The following is an 18167-nucleotide window of genomic DNA, read 5'->3' on the forward strand; positions in this document are numbered from 1 at the left end:
GTTCCCCTAGTCGCCAGATCCACCACCAGACGAGGAGCCCCGTGGCCTCGAGCAAAGACTCATTCGTCCATCTGCACGTGCACAGCGAGTACTCGATGCTCGACGGTGCGGCCCGGGTCAAGCCGCTGGTCACCGAGGCGGCGGCGCAGGGCATGCCCGCGGTCGCGGTGACCGACCACGGCAACGTCTTCGGTGCCTACGACTTCTGGAAGACCGCGACCGAGGCGGGCGTCAAGCCCATCATCGGCACCGAGGCCTACATCACCCCGGGCACGCACCGCAGCGACAAGACGCGGGTGCGCTGGGGCGACGGCGGGCGGGACGACGTGTCGGGCTCGGGTGCCTACACGCACATGACCCTGCTGTCCGAGAACACCGCCGGCATGCACAACCTGTTCCGGCTGTCGTCGCGGGCCTCACTCGAGGGCTACTACTTCAAGCCCCGCATGGACCGCGAACTCCTCTCCCAGTATTCGGACGGGCTGATCGCGACCACCGGGTGCCCGAGCGGCGAGGTGCAGACGCGCCTGAGACTGGGCCAGTACGACGAGGCGGTCAAGGCCGCGTCGGACTTCCGCGACATCTTCGGTCGCGAGAACTACTTCGCCGAGATCATGGACCACGGGCTGGGCATCGAGCGCCAGATCATGGGCGACCTGCTGCGCCTGGCCAAAGACCTCGACCTCCCGCTCGTCGCGACGAACGACCTGCACTACACGCACGAGCACGACGCCACCAGCCACGCGGCACTCCTCTGCGTGCAGTCGGGCTCGACCCTGAACGACCCGAATCGCTTCAAGTTCGACGCCGACGAGTTCTACCTGAAGTCGGCGCAGCAGATGCGTCACCTCTTCCGTGACCACCCAGAGGCCTGCGACAACACGCTGCTCATCGCCGAGCGGTGCGACGTGCAGTTCAACACCTCGGCCAACTACATGCCGCGCTACCCGGTCCCCGAGGGCGAGACCGAAGAGACCTGGTTCATCAAAGAGGTCGAGAAGGGCCTCGTCTACCGGTACCCCGACGGCATCCCCGACGACGTGCGCAAGCAGGCCGAGTACGAGATCGGCGTCATCACGGGCATGGGGTTCCCCGGGTACTTCCTCGTGGTCGCCGACTTCATCAACTGGTCGAAGGAGAACGGCATCCGGGTCGGTCCGGGTCGTGGCTCGGGGGCCGGGTCGATGGCCGCCTACGCGATGCGCATCACCGACCTCGACCCGCTGCGCCACGGCCTGATCTTCGAGCGGTTCCTCAACCCCGACCGCGTCTCGATGCCCGACTTCGACGTCGACTTCGACGACCGTCGTCGCGGCGAGGTGATCCAGTACGTCACCGAGAAGTACGGTGACGAGCGCGTCGCGCAGATCGTCACCTACGGCACGATCAAGGCCAAGCAAGCCCTGAAAGACAGCTCACGCGTGCTGGGGTTCCCGTTCGGCATGGGCGAGAAGTTGACGAAGGCCATGCCGCCGGCCGTCATGGGCAAGGACATCCCGCTCACGGGCATCTTCGACAAGCAGCACGACCGCTACAAAGAGGCTGGCGACATCCGCACGGTGGTCGAGTCCGACCCCGAGGCGAAGACGGTCTTCGACACCGCCCTCGGCCTCGAGGGGCTCAAGCGCCAGTGGGGCGTGCACGCCGCCGGCGTCATCATGTCGAGCGATCCGCTGATCGACATCATCCCCATCATGAAGCGCGAGCAGGACGGCCAGATCGTCACGCAGTTCGACTACCCGGCCTGCGAGTCGCTCGGGCTGATCAAGATGGACTTCCTGGGGCTGCGCAACCTCACGATCATCAACGACGCCCTCGACAACATCAAGACGAACCGCGGCCTCGACCTCGTGCTCGAAGACCTCGAGCTCGACGACCGGGCGGCCTACGAGCTGCTGGGTCGGGGCGACACCCTCGGGGTGTTCCAGCTCGACGGTGGCCCCATGCGCGGCCTCCTCCGGCTGATGAAGCCCGACAACTTCGAAGACATCTCGGCCGTCATCGCCCTGTACCGCCCGGGGCCGATGGGGGCGAACTCGCACACGAACTACGCGCTCCGCAAGAACGGCGCGCAAGACATCACCCCGATCCACCCCGAGCTCGAAGAGCCGCTGAAAGAGATCCTCTCGACCAGCTACGGCCTGATCATCTACCAAGAGCAGGTCATGGCCATCGCGCAGAAGGTCGCCGGGTTCTCGCTCGGTCAGGCCGACATCCTGCGGCGAGCCATGGGCAAGAAGAAGAAGTCCGAACTCGACAAGCAGTACGCCGGTTTCGAGCAGGGCATGTTCGACAACGGCTTCTCTCCCGACGCCGTCAAGATGCTCTGGGACATCCTCCTGCCGTTCTCCGACTACGCCTTCAACAAGGCGCACTCGGCCGCGTACGGCGTGGTCTCGTACTGGACGGCGTACCTCAAGGCGCACTACCCCGCCGAGTACATGGCGGCGCTGCTCACCAGCACCGGCGACTCGCGCGACAAGCTCGGCCTCTACCTCAACGAGTGCCGCCGGATGGGCATCAAGGTGCTGCCGCCCGACGTCAACGAGTCGATCGGGTTCTTCGCCGCCGTCGGTGACGACATCCGCTTCGGCATGGGTGCCGTCCGCAACGTCGGCTTCAACGTGGTCGACCACGTCATCGCGGCCCGCCAAAAAGAGGGCGCGTTCACGTCGTTCCACGACTTCCTGCGCAAGGTCCCGCTGCCGGTCGCGAACAAGCGCACCGTCGAGTCGTTGGTCAAGGCGGGCGCGTTCGACTCGCTCGGGTCGACGCGACGGGCGCTGGTCGAGATCCACGAGTCCGCCGTCGAGGCGGCGGTGGGCGAGAAGCGAGCCGAGGCCAACGGCCAGGTCGGTTTCGACTTCGACTCCCTCTGGGACGAACCACAAGACGTCCAGCACGTGCCCGAACGTCCCGAGTGGTCCAAGCGCGACAAGCTGGCCTTCGAACGCGACATGCTGGGGCTCTACGTCTCCGACCACCCCCTCGCGGGGCTCGAGCTGCCGTTGGCGAAGCACGCCCAGACGACGGTCACCGACATCCTGGCCAGCGACCCGGCGACCATCGACGGCGAGACGGTGACGATCGCGGGCCTCATCACCAGCGTGCAGCACCGCGTCGCCCGCAACTCCGGCAACCCGTACGGCATCATCACCGTCGAGGACTTCGGGGGCGAGATCTCGGCGATGTTCTTGGGCAAGACGTACCAAGAGTTCGGGCCGTCGCTCGTCGGCGACTCGATCATCGTGCTCAAGGGCCGGGTCAGCGTTCGCGACGACGGCATGAACATGCACGCAGCGAGCATGTTCATGCCCGACCTGGGGGTCGGCGTCACCCACGGGCCGCTGCTGTTGCAGATGCCCGAACACCGGGCGACGCACGACACGGTCACCGAACTCGCCGCGGTCCTCGGTCGTCACGCCGGGGGCACCGAGGTGCGCCTCCGGCTGGTGAAGGGCGAGGCCGCCCGGGTGTTCGAGATCCCGATGCCGGTCGACGTGACGGCCGACCTGTTCGGCGAGCTGAAGAGCTTGCTGGGCCCCGGCTGTCTCGTGTGAGTCGCCGCCTCGTGTGAGTCGCCGCCTCGTCTGAGGTGCTGCCTCGCGTGAGTCGCCGTCAGTCGTCGAGGTGGACCGGCCTCAGGTAGTGCCGGTCGTGGTACAGCAAGGCGTCGTCGTCCTCACCGACGCCGCCCGTGCCGATGCGCACGACGACGACCGCACTGCCGTGGACCGGGACGCGTTCGACGATCGTGCCCGTCATCCACGCGGTGACGCCGTCGAGCAGGGGGACCCCGTTCGGGCCGTCCGTCCAGTGGTCGCCGTCGAACCGCAGGGCGGCGGGCCCCGCCATGCGTCGCGCGAGATCCCGGTTGCGCAGGCCGAGCAGGTGCACGATGACCTCGTCCGTCTCGGCGACGGCGGGCCACGAGCTGGCCGAGCGGGCCATGTTGAAGGTCGCCAGCGGTGGGACGGCGGCCAGGGAGGCCAGCGACGTGGCCGTGAAGCCGACCGGCGTCCCCTCGGCGTCGCGCGCGGTCACGATAGCGACGCCGGCCGCGTGCCGTCGGAAGGCTTCCTTGAAGACCTCGAGCGGCTCGTCGGTCGTCGGGGCTGCCAGGTCGTCGTCCGTCATGCTCACGACCCTACTGACTAGGCTGGGCGGGCCATGATCCAGACCACAGATCTGCGCGGTCTCACGCCGACGCACGCCCAGCTGCTCGACCTCGTCCCTCGATCGCACGCCGACGTCGGCGCCGCGACGGACGCCGCCCGCCGCCTCGTCGACGACGTCCGCGAGCGGGGTGCCGCCGCGTTGCGCGACCAGGCGGCTCGCTTCGACGGCGTGCGTCCCGACGCACTTCGGGTGGCCCAGCAGACCATCGACGACGCCGTCGCCGCCCTCGACCCCCTGGTCAAGGAGGCGCTGGTCGAGTCGATCGCGCGCGTCACGCAGGCCAGCAGGGCTCAGGTGCCCGCGGCCACGACGACCCGTCCCGCTCCGGGGGCGGTCATCGAGCAGCGGTGGCAGCCCGTCACCCGGGCCGGCGTCTACGTCCCCGGGGGCAAGGCCGTCTATCCGTCGAGCGTCGTGATGAACGTCGTGCCGGCCCAGGTGGCCGGCGTCTCGTCGATCGCGCTCGTCTCACCGGCCCAGCGTGAGCACGCCGGGGGAGTCCACCCCGTGATCCTCGGTGCCGCGGGCCTGCTCGGCATCGGCGAGGTCTATGCCATCGGCGGCGCGGGCGCGATCGGCGCCCTCGCCTACGGCGTGCCCGAGCTCGAGCTCGAGCCGGTCCAGGTCATCACCGGTCCGGGCAACAACTTCGTCGCGGCTGCCAAGCAGCTCGTCCGCGGTCGCGTCGGCATCGACTCGGTGGCCGGCGCGACCGAGATCCTGGTCATCGCCGACGACTCGGCCGACGCCACGCTGGTGGCCGTCGACCTCATCAGCCAGGCCGAGCACGACGAAGAGGCCTCGGCCGTGCTCGTCACCGACTCGGCGGCCTTCGGCGACGCCGTCGTGGCCGAGTTGACCCGGCTCGTGCCCCGCACGCTCAGTGCGGCACGGGTGCGGACGGCCCTCTCCGGGCGTCAGTCCGCCGTCGTCCTGGTCGACGACCTCCGACAGGCGGCCGCGTTCAGCAACGCCTACGGTCCCGAACACCTCGAGATCCAGACCCGCGACGACGACGCCGTCCTGGCCGACATCACCGATGCCGGGGCGATCTTCGTCGGACCGGACACCCCCGTCAGCCTGGGTGACTACCTCGCGGGCTCCAACCACGTCCTGCCGACGAGCGGTCAGTCGCGGTTCTCGTCGGGGCTCGGGGCGTTCACGTTCCTGCGCCCGCAGCAGATCGTCCGGTACGACGCCGACGCCCTCGGCGTCGTGGCGGATCGACTCGTCGCCCTCTCGAAGGCCGAGCTGTTGCCGGCCCACGGCGAGGCCGTCGCCGCCCGCCTCGCGCGTCCCTGAGGGGGCCCGTCGGGTCGGCCGGCTGCTCGGTCGTCCGACGGCGGGCCGTGGGTCCGATAATCTGGCCGGACCATGTTCTGCCCTTTCTGCCGTCACCCCGACTCCCGAGTCGTCGACTCCCGCACCAGTGACGACGGCATGTCGATCCGACGCCGTCGGCAGTGCCCGAACTGTGGCCGTCGGTTCAGCACCACCGAGACCGCGAGTCTGAACGTGGTGAAGCGCAACGGCGTCCTCGAGCCGTTCAGCCGCGACAAGATCATCTCGGGCGTGCGCAAGGCGTGCCAGGGGCGCCCGGTCACCGACGGCGACCTCGCCGTCCTGGCGCAGAAGGTCGAAGAGGCCGTCCGGGCGAGCGGCGCCTCGCAGATCGAGGCCAACGACATCGGCCTGGCCATCCTGCCTCCGTTGCGCGACCTCGACGAGGTCGCCTACCTGCGCTTCGCCAGCGTCTACCAGGCGTTCGACTCGCTCGAGGACTTCGAGGCCTCCATCGGTCAGTTGCGCGAAGAGCACGCGTCGCGTCCGCGTCCGACCCGGTCGGTCGACGAATGACCACCCCGTACCGCCTCCTGTTCGACGCCGTCTTCGCCAAGATGGACCCCGAAGACGCCCACCACCTGGCGTTCCGGGTCATCACGGCGATCCCCAAGCTGGGGCTCGCCGGGCTCGTCGGTCGTCTGACGGCTCCGGCACCGTCGCTCGCGGTGGACGCCCTCGGGCTGCACTTCACCTCGCCGTTCGGCGTCGCCGCCGGGTTCGACAAGGACGCCAAGGGCGTCGCCGGTCTCGGGGCCCTCGGCTTCGGCCACGTCGAGGTCGGCACGATCACGGCCAGGGCGCAGCCGGGCAACGAGCGCCCTCGACTCTTCCGGCTCGTCCCCGACTACGCCGTCGTGAACCGGATGGGGTTCAACAACGCGGGCTCCCACGCGGCGGCCCTCGAACTCAGCAGGGCACGCTCGGCCGCGTCCCGGCCCGTCATCGGCGTCAACATCGGCAAGAGCCGCGTCGTCGACGTCGACGACGCGATCGACGACTACCTCGCCAGCACGCGCCTCCTGGCCCCCCTGGCCGACTACCTGGCGGTCAACGTCAGTTCGCCGAACACGCCGGGGCTACGGGGGCTGCAAGAGCTCGACAAGCTCGCGCCGCTGCTCGAGGCGGTCCGCGACGCCGCGGGTGCGACGCCCGTCCTGGTCAAGATCGCCCCCGACCTCGACGACGAGGGGGTCCGTCGCATCGGCACGTTGGTGACCGACCTGGGCCTGGCCGGCGTCATCGCCACCAACACGACCCTGTCGAGGGACGGGCTCGACACCGATCGCGCCGTGGTCGAGGCGGCCGGGGCCGGCGGCCTGTCGGGTGCCCCCCTGGCCGCCCGGTCGCTCGAGGTGCTGAGGCTCGTGCGTGAGTCCATCCCCGCAGAGACCTGCGTCATCTCGGTGGGAGGGGTCTCGACTGCCGCCGACGTCGACGAGCGCCTCCGTGCCGGGGCGACCCTGGTGCAGGGCTACACGGCGTTCCTCTACCAGGGCCCGCTCTGGGCCCGTCAGGTGAACCGCGGGCTGGTCGCACTGCGTCGTCGTCGGGCACGACGCTGACGACGGCCGGAGGGTCGACGCGCTCCACCACGCACGAACGGCGTCACCCTCGGGGGTGACGCCGTTCGGCGACGGGGGAGTGGCGCAGGTCAGGCGGTCGGGTACTCGCCGCGCTTGACCTGGGGCTTCGGCAGGCGCATGGGCTTGAGCTGCATCGCGCGCATGGCGGCGTACCAGCGGTTGCCCTTGCGGACGTTCTCGGCGCCGTACTTGGCCGCGAGCTTGCGGTTCACGCTGCGGCCGACGATCAGGCAGTCGACGACGGCGAGGGCGAAGAAGCCCCAGAGCACGAGCAGGGTGATGGACTGGATCGCGGCGGACTGCACGAGCGTCAGGGCGATGACGACGACCATGATCGGGATCATGGCCTCGCCGACGCTGAAGCGGGCGTCGACGTGGTCGCGGATGAAGCGACGCTGCGGGCCCTTGTCGCGGTCGGGCAGGAACTTCTCCTCGCCGTTGGCGAGCCCGACGCGAGCGCGGTCTCGCTGCTCGGCGAGCCGGGCGCGCTGGGCCTTCTGGGCTTCTTTGCCCGAGGCGACGAGGGGACGCTGGTTGGCGGCCTCGCGCTCGCGTCGCGTGGGGGTCGGTCGTCCCTTGCCGACCGCGGTCGACTCGGGTTCGGCGACGGTGGTCGTCTCGGTCGTCTTGCTGTCTGGCTTGGCCACGGGAGATCCTCAGGGTTGTCCGAGTTCCTAAGATTACCTGCATGAGCGACTCGCAGCATCCCGTCCGACCGACCGATCCCCGTACTGTCAGCGAACTCGCGGAGGCCGTCCACGCCGGTCTGCCGACGACGATCGCCGACCTCGGCGCACTCGTGCGCATCCCCTCGGTGTCGTGGGACGCCTTCGACCCCGAGCACGTCCGACGCAGCGCCGACGCCGTGGCGGCACTGGTCGAGGGCACGGGCCTGTTCGATCAGGTGTCCGTCAGCAGGGCACCGATCGGCGACGACGGCGCCCTCGGGCAGCCCGCCGTCCTCGCCCGCCGCGCGGCCCGCGACGGCCGGCCGACGATCCTGCTCTACGCGCACCACGACGTGCAGCCCCAGGGCGACGACGCGGACTGGGACACCCCTCCGTTCGAGCCGACCGTCAAGGGCGACCGGCTGTACGGGCGCGGCGCCTCCGACGACAAGGCCGGCGTGATGACCCACGTGGCCGCGCTCAGGGCGGTGCGTGAGGTCCTGGGCGACGACCTGCGCGTGGGCGTCTCGCTGTTCGTCGAGGGAGAGGAAGAATTCGGCTCGCGGTCGTTCGCCGAGTTCCTGGCGCAGCACCAGGACGACCTGCGGGCCGACGTCATCGTGGTGGCGGACTCCGACAACTGGAGCACGACGGTGCCCGCCATCACCGTGGGCCTCCGCGGCAACGTCACCTTCCGCCTGACCGTCCGCACCCTGGCGCACGCGTCCCACTCGGGCATGCTCGGCGGCGCCGTCCCGGACGCCATGATGGCCATGGTGAAGTTGCTCGCCACCCTGCACGACGACGTGGGTGCCGTGGCGGTGGCCGGGCTCACGAGCCGCGACGCCGACCACCCCGAGCAGACCGAGCAGCAGCTGCGCGACGACAGCGGCCTGCTCGACGGGGTGACCCCGATCGGGCGGGGGCCGATCCTCAGTCGCGTCTGGTCGCAGCCGTCCATCACGGTGACGGGGATCGACGCGCCGTCGGTCGCCAACGCGTCCAACACGCTGAGCCCCGAGGTGTCGGTCCGCATCAGTGCGCGGATCGCACCCGGGCAGACCGCGGACGACGCCTACGCCGCGCTCGAGGAGCACCTGCGGGGCCACGCCCCGTTCGGCGCGCACGTCCGGATCGACGACGTGGACAAGGGCGATCCCTTCTTGGTCGACACGTCGGGCACGGCCATCGCCGATGCGACCGTCGCCATGACCGAGGGCTGGGGTGAGGCCCCGGTGCAGACCGGCATCGGCGGATCGATCCCGTTCATCGCCGACCTCGTCCGCACCTTCCCCGAGGCCCAGATCCTCGTGACCGGCGTCGAGGACCCCGACACGCGCGCCCACAGCCCCAACGAATCGCAGCACCTCGGCGTGCTGCACCGGGCGATCCTCAGCGAAGCGATCCTGTTGGCGCGGTTGGACGCGAGGGGCTGACCGGCGCGACCCGCGCCTCCTCGGCGCCGTGGACGAACGACGAGGAGGCGCGGGTGCGGAACAAAACCGGCCCACCGCTGCTTACACTGGTCGACGACGAGTGCCCCGCACTCGACCCGGCCCGAAGGAGGCACCATGACCGACATCGCAACCGCTCCCGTCGACGCGAAGGCGCACGGCGTGACGATCACGTCCACCGCCGCGGACAAGGTGAAGAGCCTGCTCACGCAAGAGGGCCGCGACGACCTGCGCCTCCGCGTGGCCGTGCAGCCCGGCGGCTGCTCGGGGCTCATCTACCAGCTGTACTTCGACGAGCGCATGCTCGACGGTGACGCCACCGTCGACTTCGACGGCGTCGAGGTCATCGTCGACAAGATGAGCGTCCCCTACCTCGACGGCGCCGCCATCGACTTCGAGGACACCATCCAGAAGCAGGGGTTCACGATCGACAACCCCAACGCCCAGGGCAGCTGCGCCTGCGGCGACAGCTTCCACTGATCGCGGCCGCCGGCACGACCGGCGAGCGGAAGGGGCCATCCGGACGGATGGCCCCTTCCGTCGTCCGGGCGGGTTCTCACTCGACGTCGAGAGGCTTTGGGCGCGTGCCGTGCGTTGGGCGTCCCATCCTGCGAGTAAGCTAGGCAAGTCCCCGTCAACACTGGGAACACCCCCACTGTCGTGTCATCCGAGAGGTCACAGTGCGCTCTAACCGCCGTCTTCGTTGGGCTGCCGCCCCCATGGCAGTCGTCCTGGCTCTCGTGCTTGCGGGGTGTACCACCGACCAGCTCCAGGGCTGGCTGCCCACCACCGCAGGCACGACCAACCACGTGGACCGCGTCATCGGCCTCTGGGTCACCTCGTGGATCGTGCTGCTGATCGTCGGCGTCATCGTCTGGGGTCTCATCATCTGGGTGTGCGTGGCCTACCGCCGTCGCAAGGGTCAGACCGGCCTCCCCGTGCAGCTCCGCTACAACATGCCGATCGAGATCTTCTACACGGTCGTGCCGCTGATCCTCGTGCTCGGCTTCTTCGCCTTCACCGCCCGTGACCAGGCGGCCATCGAAGAGCCGACCGCCAGTCCCGACGTCAAGATCGACGTGTACGCCAAGCGCTGGGCGTGGGACTTCAACTACATCGACCAGCAGAACGAAGACGAGAGCGTCTACTACCAGGGCATCCAGGCGCAAGAGCTGGGTGACGGCACCATCGACGAGAGCCAGCTCCCCGAGCTCTACCTGCCGGTGGGCAAGACGGTGCAGATCGACCTCAAGTCGCGCGACGTGGCGCACTCCTTCTGGATCATCGACTTCTTGTACAAGAAAGACACGATCCCCGGCAAGACGAACTCGATGTACTTCACGCCCGAGAAAGAGGGCACGTTCAGCGGCAAGTGCGCCGAGCTCTGCGGCGAGTACCACTCGCTGATGCTGTTCAACGTCAAGGTCGTCTCGCAGTCCGAGTACGACCAATACCTGCAGACCCTCGACGCCGAAGGCAACACCGGCCTCCTGGGCGACCAGTACAACACCAACACCAACCAGCCCGGCACCGAGGCCCCCGCCAACGCCGCCGGCACCGAAGACTCCGAGAAGTAAGGCACAGGTTCGATGAGCTCAGCCACCGCCACCCGTCCCACCACCGGCGGGACGTCCTCCGGTCAGAACTTCGGCGCCTCGAAGGTCGGCCGCAAGGGCAACGTCGTCGTCAACTGGATCACGTCGACCGACCACAAGACCATCGGGTACATGTACCTGATCACGTCGTTCCTCTTCTTCTGCCTCGGCGGGGTCATGGCGCTCATCATCCGCGCCCAGCTCTTCGCACCGGGCCTCGAGATCGTCGCCACGAAAGAGCAGTACAACCAGCTCTTCACGATGCACGGCACGATCATGCTGCTCATGTTCGCGACGCCCCTCTTCTCGGGCTTCGCCAACGTGCTCATGCCGCTCCAGATCGGTGCCCCCGACGTCGCGTTCCCGCGGCTGAACGGCTTCGCCTTCTGGCTCTACTCGTTCGGCTCGATCATCGCCGTCGCCGGCTTCCTCACCCCGCAGGGTGCCGCCTCGTTCGGGTGGTTCGCCTACGCACCACTCAGCGACACGACGTTCTCGCCAGGCCTCGGCGGAAACCTCTGGGTGTTCGGCCTCGGCCTGACCGGCTTCAGCACCATCCTGGGTTCGGTGAACTTCATCACCACCATCGTGTCGATGCGTGCCCCCGGCATGACCATGTGGCGCATGCCGATCTTCACCTGGAACACCCTGATCACGTCGATCCTGGTGATCATGGCGTTCCCGGTCCTGGCCGCCGCCCTCTTCGGTCTCGGCTTCGACCGCGTCTTCGACGCCCAGGTCTTCAATCCGGCCAACGGCGGGGCCATCCTCTGGCAGCACCTCTTCTGGTTCTTCGGCCACCCCGAGGTCTACATCATCGCCCTGCCGTTCTTCGGCATCGTGTCCGAGGTCTTCCCGGTCTTCAGCCGCAAGCCGATCTTCGGTTACAAGACGCTGGTGTACGCGACCATCTCGATCGCCGCCCTGTCGGTCACCGTGTGGGCCCACCACATGTACGTCACCGGGTCCGTCCTGCTGCCGTTCTTCTCGCTGATGACGATGCTCATCGCCGTTCCGACGGGTGTGAAGATCTTCAACTGGATCGGCACGATGTGGCGCGGGTCGGTCACCTTCGAGACGCCCATGCTCTGGGCCATCGGGTTCTTGATCACCTTCACGTTCGGTGGTCTGACCGGTGTCATTCTCGCGTCGCCTCCGCTCGACTTCCACGTGTCGGACACCTACTTCGTGGTGGCGCACTTCCACTACGTCGTGTTCGGCACCGTCGTGTTCGCCATGTTCTCCGGCTTCTACTTCTGGTGGCCGAAGTGGACGGGCAAGATGCTCAACGAGCGTCTCGGCAAGATCCACTTCTGGATGCTCTTCGTCGGGTTCCACACGACGTTCCTCGTGCAGCACTGGCTCGGCGTCATGGGCATGCCCCGTCGTTACGCGACGTACCAGCCCGAGGACCACTTCACGTGGATGAACCAGCTGTCGACCATCGGGGCCATGCTGCTCGGTGTCTCGATCCTGCCGTTCCTCTACAACGTGTACATCACCGCTCGCCGGGCTCCCAAGGTCGAGGTGAACGACCCGTGGGGTTACTCGCGCTCGCTCGAGTGGGCCACCTCGTGCCCGCCGCCGCGGCACAACTTCACGTCGATCCCTCGCATCCGCTCGGAGTCGCCTGCCTTCGACCTGAACCACCCCGAGGCGGGCCTGCCCGTCGGCATCGGCCCCGTGAAGGACGCGCCTGACGCTCCGACGTACGACGCGTCCAGCGAGAAAGTGAAGTAGTCCCGATGAAGACCAACGCGACGCTGTTCTGGATCCTCGCGATCTTCTTCTTCCTCATGTGCGCGGTGTACGTGCTCTGGAGCCTGCTCGACACGGGCAGGGTGGAATGGGCCGGCACGCTCGGCATCGGCCTCGCCGGCATGCTGGGTGCCTTCCTGGCCTTCTACATGGGTCGTTCGCACGCCACGCAGGGTGGCGAACTCCCCGAGGACCGCCTGGACGCCAACATCGACGACGGCGACCCCGAGATGGGCTTCTTCAGCCCGTGGTCGTGGTGGCCCATCATCCTCGCCGCCGGGTGCAGCTTGATCTTCCTGGCGCTGGCCGTCGGCATGTGGATCATCTACATCGGTGCGGCCCTCACGGCTGTGGCACTGGTCGGCTGGGTCTACGAGTACTACCGAGGCAACTTCGCCCACTGAGCACGGGCACAGCACCACCTGACCGGGCGTCGATCTCCGGATCGGCGCCCTTCGTCGTCTGCCCGGGCCACCGCCCGCGCGACGGGTGGAAGCCGACAGGGTCGAGAATCGCCATGATCATGGCGATTCCGGGCGGAGAGGTCACCGTCGGCGAGCTGTCGAAAGTGCAGTCGAAGCTCCATCGGGCACTCGCAACGTCGTCGATCTGCCGGATCTCGCGTGAGATCGACGCCATGGAACGCGTCGACGGATTCGTCGTGGCCTCGGCGCGAAGTGACTGCTCATCGCCCGAACGATGGACGGCGGCCACATGGTCGGCACGGCGCCGGCGGCTGTACCGCCTGAACCGACCGGGGAGTCCCCACTGGATGAACCCGCTGACCCGTATCCCTCTTCGCTGACCGGGCGAGTCCATCCGCGTCCGTCCTCCCGCGCGTGGTCGACGTCGCGTGGTCCCTGTTGGCAGAACCGTCGCGAGGCGAATCACGTGCCGTTCAGGTCAGTCTTCTGTTCTTCGCCGGGGGAGCGCTCTGCGGACTCGCGGTGGTTGCCGGTCACTCGTCGGAGCCAAGGACGACGAAGCCCAGCCAGGGAGCGTGCCCTGGTGAGGCTGACGTGCGGGACGGCTGGGAGCTGCCTTCCCGCACACGCGCGGACCGCAGGCGGACGTCCTGCGTGGTCGTGAGAGCCTCCGACTGTCGTGCCGGCCCGGCCCTGGTCCAGGCACTCATGTCGTGCCAGAGGAACTCCTGGCTCGTCTCCGGCTGCTTGACGACCGTCGACTCCGATGTCGTGCGACGTGCGGTCGGAGGACGTCCCGAGAGGGGACACGGCATCTGACAGCGAAAGCCCGGTCGCACGAGGTGTGCGGCCGGGCTTCCGGGTATCAGAAGGTCTGCGTGTCAGTGACCTTCGTCGTGGTGCGATGCTTCGATCTCAGAGCGCTTGACCGGGGCGATGCGATCTTCGAAGAAGAAGGACGACGCCGAGGCCCGCGCCCGCTGGAGCGCGGTGATCTTGCCGTTGGCGTTCGGCCGGACCATGAGGGGCTCGTACTCGTTGAAGTCGAGCAAGCGCCAGCGCTCGTACTCGTCGAGCTGCTCGTGCACCTCGATGTACTCGCCACCGGGGAGGCGGACGATGCGACCTGACTCGTAGCCGTGGAGGGCGATCTCGCGGTCCTTCTTCTGCAGGGCCAGGCAGACGCGCTTGGTGACCCAGAAGGCGATGAACGGTCCGAGGATCAACGCTGCCTGGCAGGCGTGGATCACGTAGTTCAACGACAGGTGGAAGTGCGTTGCCATGATGTCCGAGCTCGCTGCGGCCCAGAGGCTGGCGTAGAACACGATGCCCGCAGCACCGATGGCGGTGCGGGTCGGAGCGTTGCGGGGACGGTCGAGGATGTGGTGCTCTCGCTTGTCGCCGGTGACCCATGCCTCGAAGAACGGGTACAGCAGGACCACGACGATGAAGAGACCGAGGACCGTGATCGGTACCAGGATGTTCATCGAGACGGTGTAGCCGAAGGCGACGAACTCCCAGCCCGGCGGCACGAGGCGCAGGGCGCCGTCGGCGAAGCCGATGTACCAGTCGGGCTGCGTACCAGCCGACACGGGGGAGGGGTCGTACGGGCCGTAGTTCCAGATCGGGTTGATCGTGAAGAGCGAGGCGATCAGGACGATGACGCCGAAGACGATGAAGAAGAATCCACCGGCCTTCGCGGCGAACACGGGCATGACGGGAACGCCGACCACGTTCTGGTTCGTCTTGCCGGGACCGGCGAACTGCGTGTGCTTGTTGATGATCAGCAGCAGGAGGTGCACGCCCAGCAGTGCGATGAGCAGCGCCGGAAGCAGCATGATGTGCAGCGAGTAGAAACGACCCACCATGTCGGTGCCGGGGAACTCGCCACCGAAGACCAGGTACGAGATCCAGACGCCGATGACCGGGATGCCCTTGATCATGCCGTCGATGATTCGTGCACCGTTGCCCGAGAGCAGGTCGTCGGGCAGCGAGTAACCGGTGAAGCCCTCTGCCATGGCGAGGATCCAGAGCGTGAAGCCGACGACCCAGTTGATTTCGCGAGGCTTGCGGAACGCTCCGGTGAAGTACACGCGGAGCATGTGCAGCATGATCGCGGCCACGAACAGCAGCGCCGCCCAGTGGTGGATCTGGCGGAACAGCAGACCGCCGCGGATGTCGAACGAGATGTCGAGCGTCGACGCCATGGCGGCCGACATGTTGAGGCCCTTGAGCGGGACGTACGACCCGTTGTAGTTGACCTCGGCCATCGACGGCTGGAAGAAGAACGTCAAGAAGGTGCCCGAGAGCAGGATGACGACGAACGAGTAGAGGGCGACCTCGCCCAGCATGAAGGACCAGTGGTCGGGGAAGATCTTGCGACCGACCTCTTTGACCAGGCCGGACATGCTGGTGCGCTCGTCGATGTAGTTGGCCGTCGCGCCGAGGATCTTGTTGGTCTTCGTCGGTGCGAACGCCGGTGCCTTGCCGATGTTGTCGGACGTGGCCGGCTCGGCGCCGTGTGTCGGGGTGGTGGTGATCACTTTTCGCGCTCCCAGAAGCTCGGGCCCACAGGTTCGTGGAAGTCGCTCTGCGCGACGAGGTACCCGTCGGCGTCGACGGTGATGGGCAGCTGCGGCAGCGGGCGCTTGGCGGGCCCGAAGATCACTTCGCAGTTGTTGGTCACGTCGAACGTGGACTGGTGGCAGGGGCAGAGCAGGTGGTGTGTCTGCTGCTCGTAGAGTGCCACGGGGCACCCGACGTGCGTGCAGATCTTCGAGTAGGCGACGATTCCGTCGTACTGCCAGTCTTCGCGACCCTCGGCCGGGTGGAGGTCTTCCGGCTTCAGGCGCATGAGGAGGACGGCCGCTTTGGCTTTCTCTTCGAGCAGGTGTTCTGATTCGTTGAGGTTCTCGGGGATCACGTGGAAGACGGAACCCAGGGTGACGTCGGACGCACGGATGCGGGCGCCGGCAGGGTCGGTGGCGAGGTGCATGCCCTCTTCCCACAGGGTGTGCCGCAGGACCGCGTTGGGGTCTTCGGCCGGAGCCAGGTCGCGGAACAGGACCACGGCAGGCAGGGGAGTGGCGACGAGCGCGCCGATGAGGCTGTTGCGGATGAGCGACCGACGTCCGAAGCCGCTCTCGTGGTTGCCCAGGGCGAAGACCTCGACGGCCTTCTCGCGCGTGGGCTCGGACCCGCGGGTGTCGTGTCGCATCTCGGTGATCTCGCGAGCCGGCATGAGCGTCTTGGACCAGTGCACCGCACCGATGCCGACCGAGAGGAGGCCGAGGGCGATGCCCAACCCCAGGAAGAGGTTGTTCAGTCGGACCGAACCCGAGTCGCCCGACGTGATGGGGAACGCCACGTAGGCCCCGATGGCGGCGATGCTGCCGACGATGGAGAGGAAGAAGAACAGGCTGACCTGTCGTTCGGCACGCTTCTCGACCTTGGGGTCGATGTCGGTGACGCGGTCGCGGTGCGGCGGCTCGCCAGGGTTCTGGAACACGTCGGACGTCACGACCGCCGTGCCGGCCGAGACCTGTCGAGGCTCGCGCTTCTCGACAGCCGAGCCCGCCGTGGGGGCCTCGTCGTCGTGCTCTGCCATTGTTTCTGCCTTTCGTGAAGTACGGAGAGAACGCGGGTCAGTTCGACCGGGCGGTCAGCCAGATGGTGATCGCGACGATCGCACCGAGCCCGAAGATCCAGATGAAGAGGCCTTCGGCGACCGGGCCGAGGCTTCCGAGCTCGAATCCACCCGGGGACGGGGTGTTCTCGACGTACTTGAGGTACGTGATGATGTCGGCCTTGTCTTGCGGCGACAGGTTGAGGTCGTTGAAGACCGGCATGTTCTGCGGGCCGGTCTGCATGGCCTCGTAGATGTGGTGCGACGTGACGCCGTCGAGCGGCGGGGCGTACTTGCCCTGCGTGAGCGCACCACCGGCTCCGGCCACGTTGTGGCACATGGCGCAGTTGATGCGGAAGAGCTCGGCGCCGTTGGTCGTGTCACCGTCGGCCTGCAGCAGGGACTCGTCGGGGATGGCGGGGCCGGGGGCCAGCGAGGCGACGTAAGCGGCCATGGCGGCGACCTGCTCGTCGGTGAACTGGGTGGGCTTCTGTTCTGCCTGCGGTCCGTTGACGGCCATCGGCATGCGACCGGTGCCGACCTGGAAGTCGACCGAGGCGGCGCCGACGCCGATCAGGCTGGGACCGCTGTCGGTGCCGGCGGCACTGAGACCGTGACACGTGGCGCAGTTCGAGGCGAAGAGCTTCTGGCCCTCGTCGATGCTCTGCTGCGAGGTCGCGGTCGCGCTGCTCTCGTCCGCCGAGGCCGTCGACGAGAAGAGGGCGTAGGCGCCACCGGTGGTGAGCAGGCCGACGAGCAGCAAGGAGGCGGTGGCGACGGGGCCGCGGCGGCCGGCCTTCTTGGTGCGTCGCGAGGACGAGGTTCTGGAGAACATGCTGTGCAGACGATCCAATGCCTATTTGAGGAGGTAGATGACGATGAAGAGGCCGATCCAGACCACGTCGACGAAGTGCCAGTAGTACGACACGACGATGGCCGTGGTGGCCTCTTTGTGCCCGAAGTTCTTGACGGCGTAGGCACGACCGATGGTGAGGAGGAAGGCGATGAGCCCACCGATGACGTGCGCACCGTGGAACCCGGTCGTCATGTAGAAGGCCGAACCGTAGGCGCTCGAGCTGAGGGTGACGTGCTCGGAGACGAGGGTCGCGTACTCGAAGACCTGGCCGCAGACGAACACCGCCCCCATGGCGTAGGTGAGGAAGAACCACTCGACCATGCCCCAGCGGCCGACCTGGAACAGTCGCCCGGTCCGGTGCGGCTGCATGCGCTCGGCGGCGAAGACGCCGAACTGGCACGCCACCGACGAGAGCACGAGGGTGATCGTGTTCGTGAGGGCGAACGGCACGTTGTGCAGCGCCGTCTGGTCGGCCCAGAGACCGGGAGACGTCGAGCGCAGGGTGAAGTAGATCGCGAAGAGGCCGGCGAAGAACATGACCTCGCTGCCGAGCCACACGATGGTGCCCACGGCAACCGTGCTGGGTCGGTTGACGACCGGGCCGCCAGAAGGTCTCGAGAGAGAGGTACTTGTCACGAGGTCCATTATGCCTGGTAACTCGCCCTGGGTTTGCGTCGCAA

The 18167-nt window shown here is 67.7% G+C and carries 16 protein-coding genes; 10 read left to right on the top strand and 6 right to left on the bottom strand.

Going from position 1 to position 18167, the window contains the following annotated elements; genetic code table 11:
• Positions 1–41: 41 nt before the first annotated feature.
• A complete protein-coding gene (gene dnaE, locus ASG05_RS00435) occupies positions 42–3560 on the top strand; it encodes a DNA polymerase III subunit alpha (RefSeq protein ID WP_255354527.1) in 3519 nt (1172 codons plus the stop codon).
• A 58-nt stretch (positions 3561–3618) separates the two neighbouring features.
• Here dnaE and ASG05_RS00440 read toward each other — a convergent pair whose 3' ends face one another.
• Complete coding sequence (locus tag ASG05_RS00440) at positions 3619–4137, bottom strand: flavin reductase family protein (protein WP_056256088.1); 519 nt, start codon at positions 4135–4137, stop codon at positions 3619–3621.
• Positions 4138–4170: 33 nt separating this feature from the next.
• Here ASG05_RS00440 and hisD point away from each other — a divergent pair, with 33 nt between their 5' ends.
• The 3 genes from hisD to ASG05_RS00455 all read left to right on the top strand — a co-directional run bounded on the left by hisD (position 4171) and on the right by ASG05_RS00455 (position 7085).
• Positions 4171–5481: a histidinol dehydrogenase gene (gene hisD / locus ASG05_RS00445; RefSeq protein WP_056256090.1), complete on the top strand. Its 1311-nt coding sequence runs from the start codon at positions 4171–4173 to the stop codon at positions 5479–5481.
• A 72-nt stretch (positions 5482–5553) separates the two neighbouring features.
• Entirely contained in the window at positions 5554–6036 is a 483-nt protein-coding gene (gene nrdR, locus ASG05_RS00450; RefSeq protein WP_056256091.1) for a transcriptional regulator NrdR, read from the top strand.
• Positions 6033–7085, top strand: a complete 1053-nt coding sequence (locus ASG05_RS00455) for a quinone-dependent dihydroorotate dehydrogenase (protein WP_056256094.1) — start codon at positions 6033–6035, stop codon at positions 7083–7085. The genes nrdR and ASG05_RS00455 overlap by 4 nt, the downstream gene beginning before the upstream one ends.
• Positions 7086–7174: 89 nt before the next feature.
• Here ASG05_RS00455 and ASG05_RS00460 read toward each other — a convergent pair whose 3' ends face one another.
• Positions 7175–7753 (bottom strand): DUF3043 domain-containing protein, encoded by a 579-nt coding sequence (locus ASG05_RS00460; RefSeq protein ID WP_056256097.1) that lies wholly within the window; start codon positions 7751–7753, stop codon positions 7175–7177.
• 41 nt (positions 7754–7794) lie between these two features.
• Between ASG05_RS00460 and ASG05_RS00465 the strand changes: the two genes are divergently transcribed.
• The 6 genes from ASG05_RS00465 to ASG05_RS16090 all read left to right on the top strand — a co-directional run bounded on the left by ASG05_RS00465 (position 7795) and on the right by ASG05_RS16090 (position 13386).
• Positions 7795–9210: a dipeptidase gene (locus ASG05_RS00465; RefSeq protein WP_056256099.1), complete on the top strand. Its 1416-nt coding sequence runs from the start codon at positions 7795–7797 to the stop codon at positions 9208–9210.
• Between the two features lie 135 nt (positions 9211–9345).
• Positions 9346–9708, top strand: a complete 363-nt coding sequence (erpA, locus tag ASG05_RS00470) for an iron-sulfur cluster insertion protein ErpA (RefSeq protein ID WP_043594936.1) — start codon at positions 9346–9348, stop codon at positions 9706–9708.
• Between the two features lie 239 nt (positions 9709–9947).
• A complete protein-coding gene (gene coxB / locus ASG05_RS00475) occupies positions 9948–10805 on the top strand; it encodes a cytochrome c oxidase subunit II (protein ID WP_082486189.1) in 858 nt (285 codons plus the stop codon).
• Between the two features lie 12 nt (positions 10806–10817).
• Positions 10818–12563, top strand: a complete 1746-nt coding sequence (gene ctaD / locus ASG05_RS00480) for a cytochrome c oxidase subunit I (protein WP_082059957.1) — start codon at positions 10818–10820, stop codon at positions 12561–12563.
• Positions 12564–12568: 5 nt separating this feature from the next.
• Complete coding sequence (locus ASG05_RS00485; protein ID WP_056256104.1) at positions 12569–12985, top strand: cytochrome c oxidase subunit 4; 417 nt, start codon at positions 12569–12571, stop codon at positions 12983–12985.
• A gap of 113 nt (positions 12986–13098) precedes the next feature.
• Complete coding sequence (locus tag ASG05_RS16090; RefSeq protein ID WP_157489989.1) at positions 13099–13386, top strand: hypothetical protein; 288 nt, start codon at positions 13099–13101, stop codon at positions 13384–13386.
• Positions 13387–13887: 501 nt separating this feature from the next.
• Here ASG05_RS16090 and ASG05_RS00490 read toward each other — a convergent pair.
• Genes ASG05_RS00490 through ASG05_RS00505 form a run of 4 tightly spaced genes read right to left on the bottom strand, consistent with a single transcriptional unit; the run spans position 13888 to position 18132 of the window.
• The gene (locus tag ASG05_RS00490) at positions 13888–15498 is read right to left on the bottom strand and encodes a cytochrome bc complex cytochrome b subunit (RefSeq protein WP_056258126.1); all 1611 of its coding nucleotides are present in this window, start codon (positions 15496–15498) and stop codon (positions 13888–13890) included.
• A gap of 47 nt (positions 15499–15545) precedes the next feature.
• On the bottom strand, positions 15546–16613 hold the full coding sequence (locus tag ASG05_RS00495) for a ubiquinol-cytochrome c reductase iron-sulfur subunit (RefSeq protein WP_056256107.1): 1068 nt from the start codon (positions 16611–16613) through the stop codon (positions 15546–15548).
• Between the two features lie 37 nt (positions 16614–16650).
• Positions 16651–17466 carry a c-type cytochrome gene (locus ASG05_RS00500; RefSeq protein WP_056256108.1) on the bottom strand — a complete coding sequence of 272 codons (816 nt, stop codon included), beginning with the start codon at positions 17464–17466 and terminating at the stop codon, positions 16651–16653.
• 21 nt (positions 17467–17487) lie between these two features.
• The gene (locus tag ASG05_RS00505; RefSeq protein WP_082486190.1) at positions 17488–18132 is read right to left on the bottom strand and encodes a heme-copper oxidase subunit III; all 645 of its coding nucleotides are present in this window, start codon (positions 18130–18132) and stop codon (positions 17488–17490) included.
• Positions 18133–18167: the final 35 nt, after the last annotated feature.

Source organism: Frigoribacterium sp. Leaf186, from assembly GCF_001423905.1.
Lineage (GTDB): Bacteria > Actinomycetota > Actinomycetes > Actinomycetales > Microbacteriaceae > Frigoribacterium.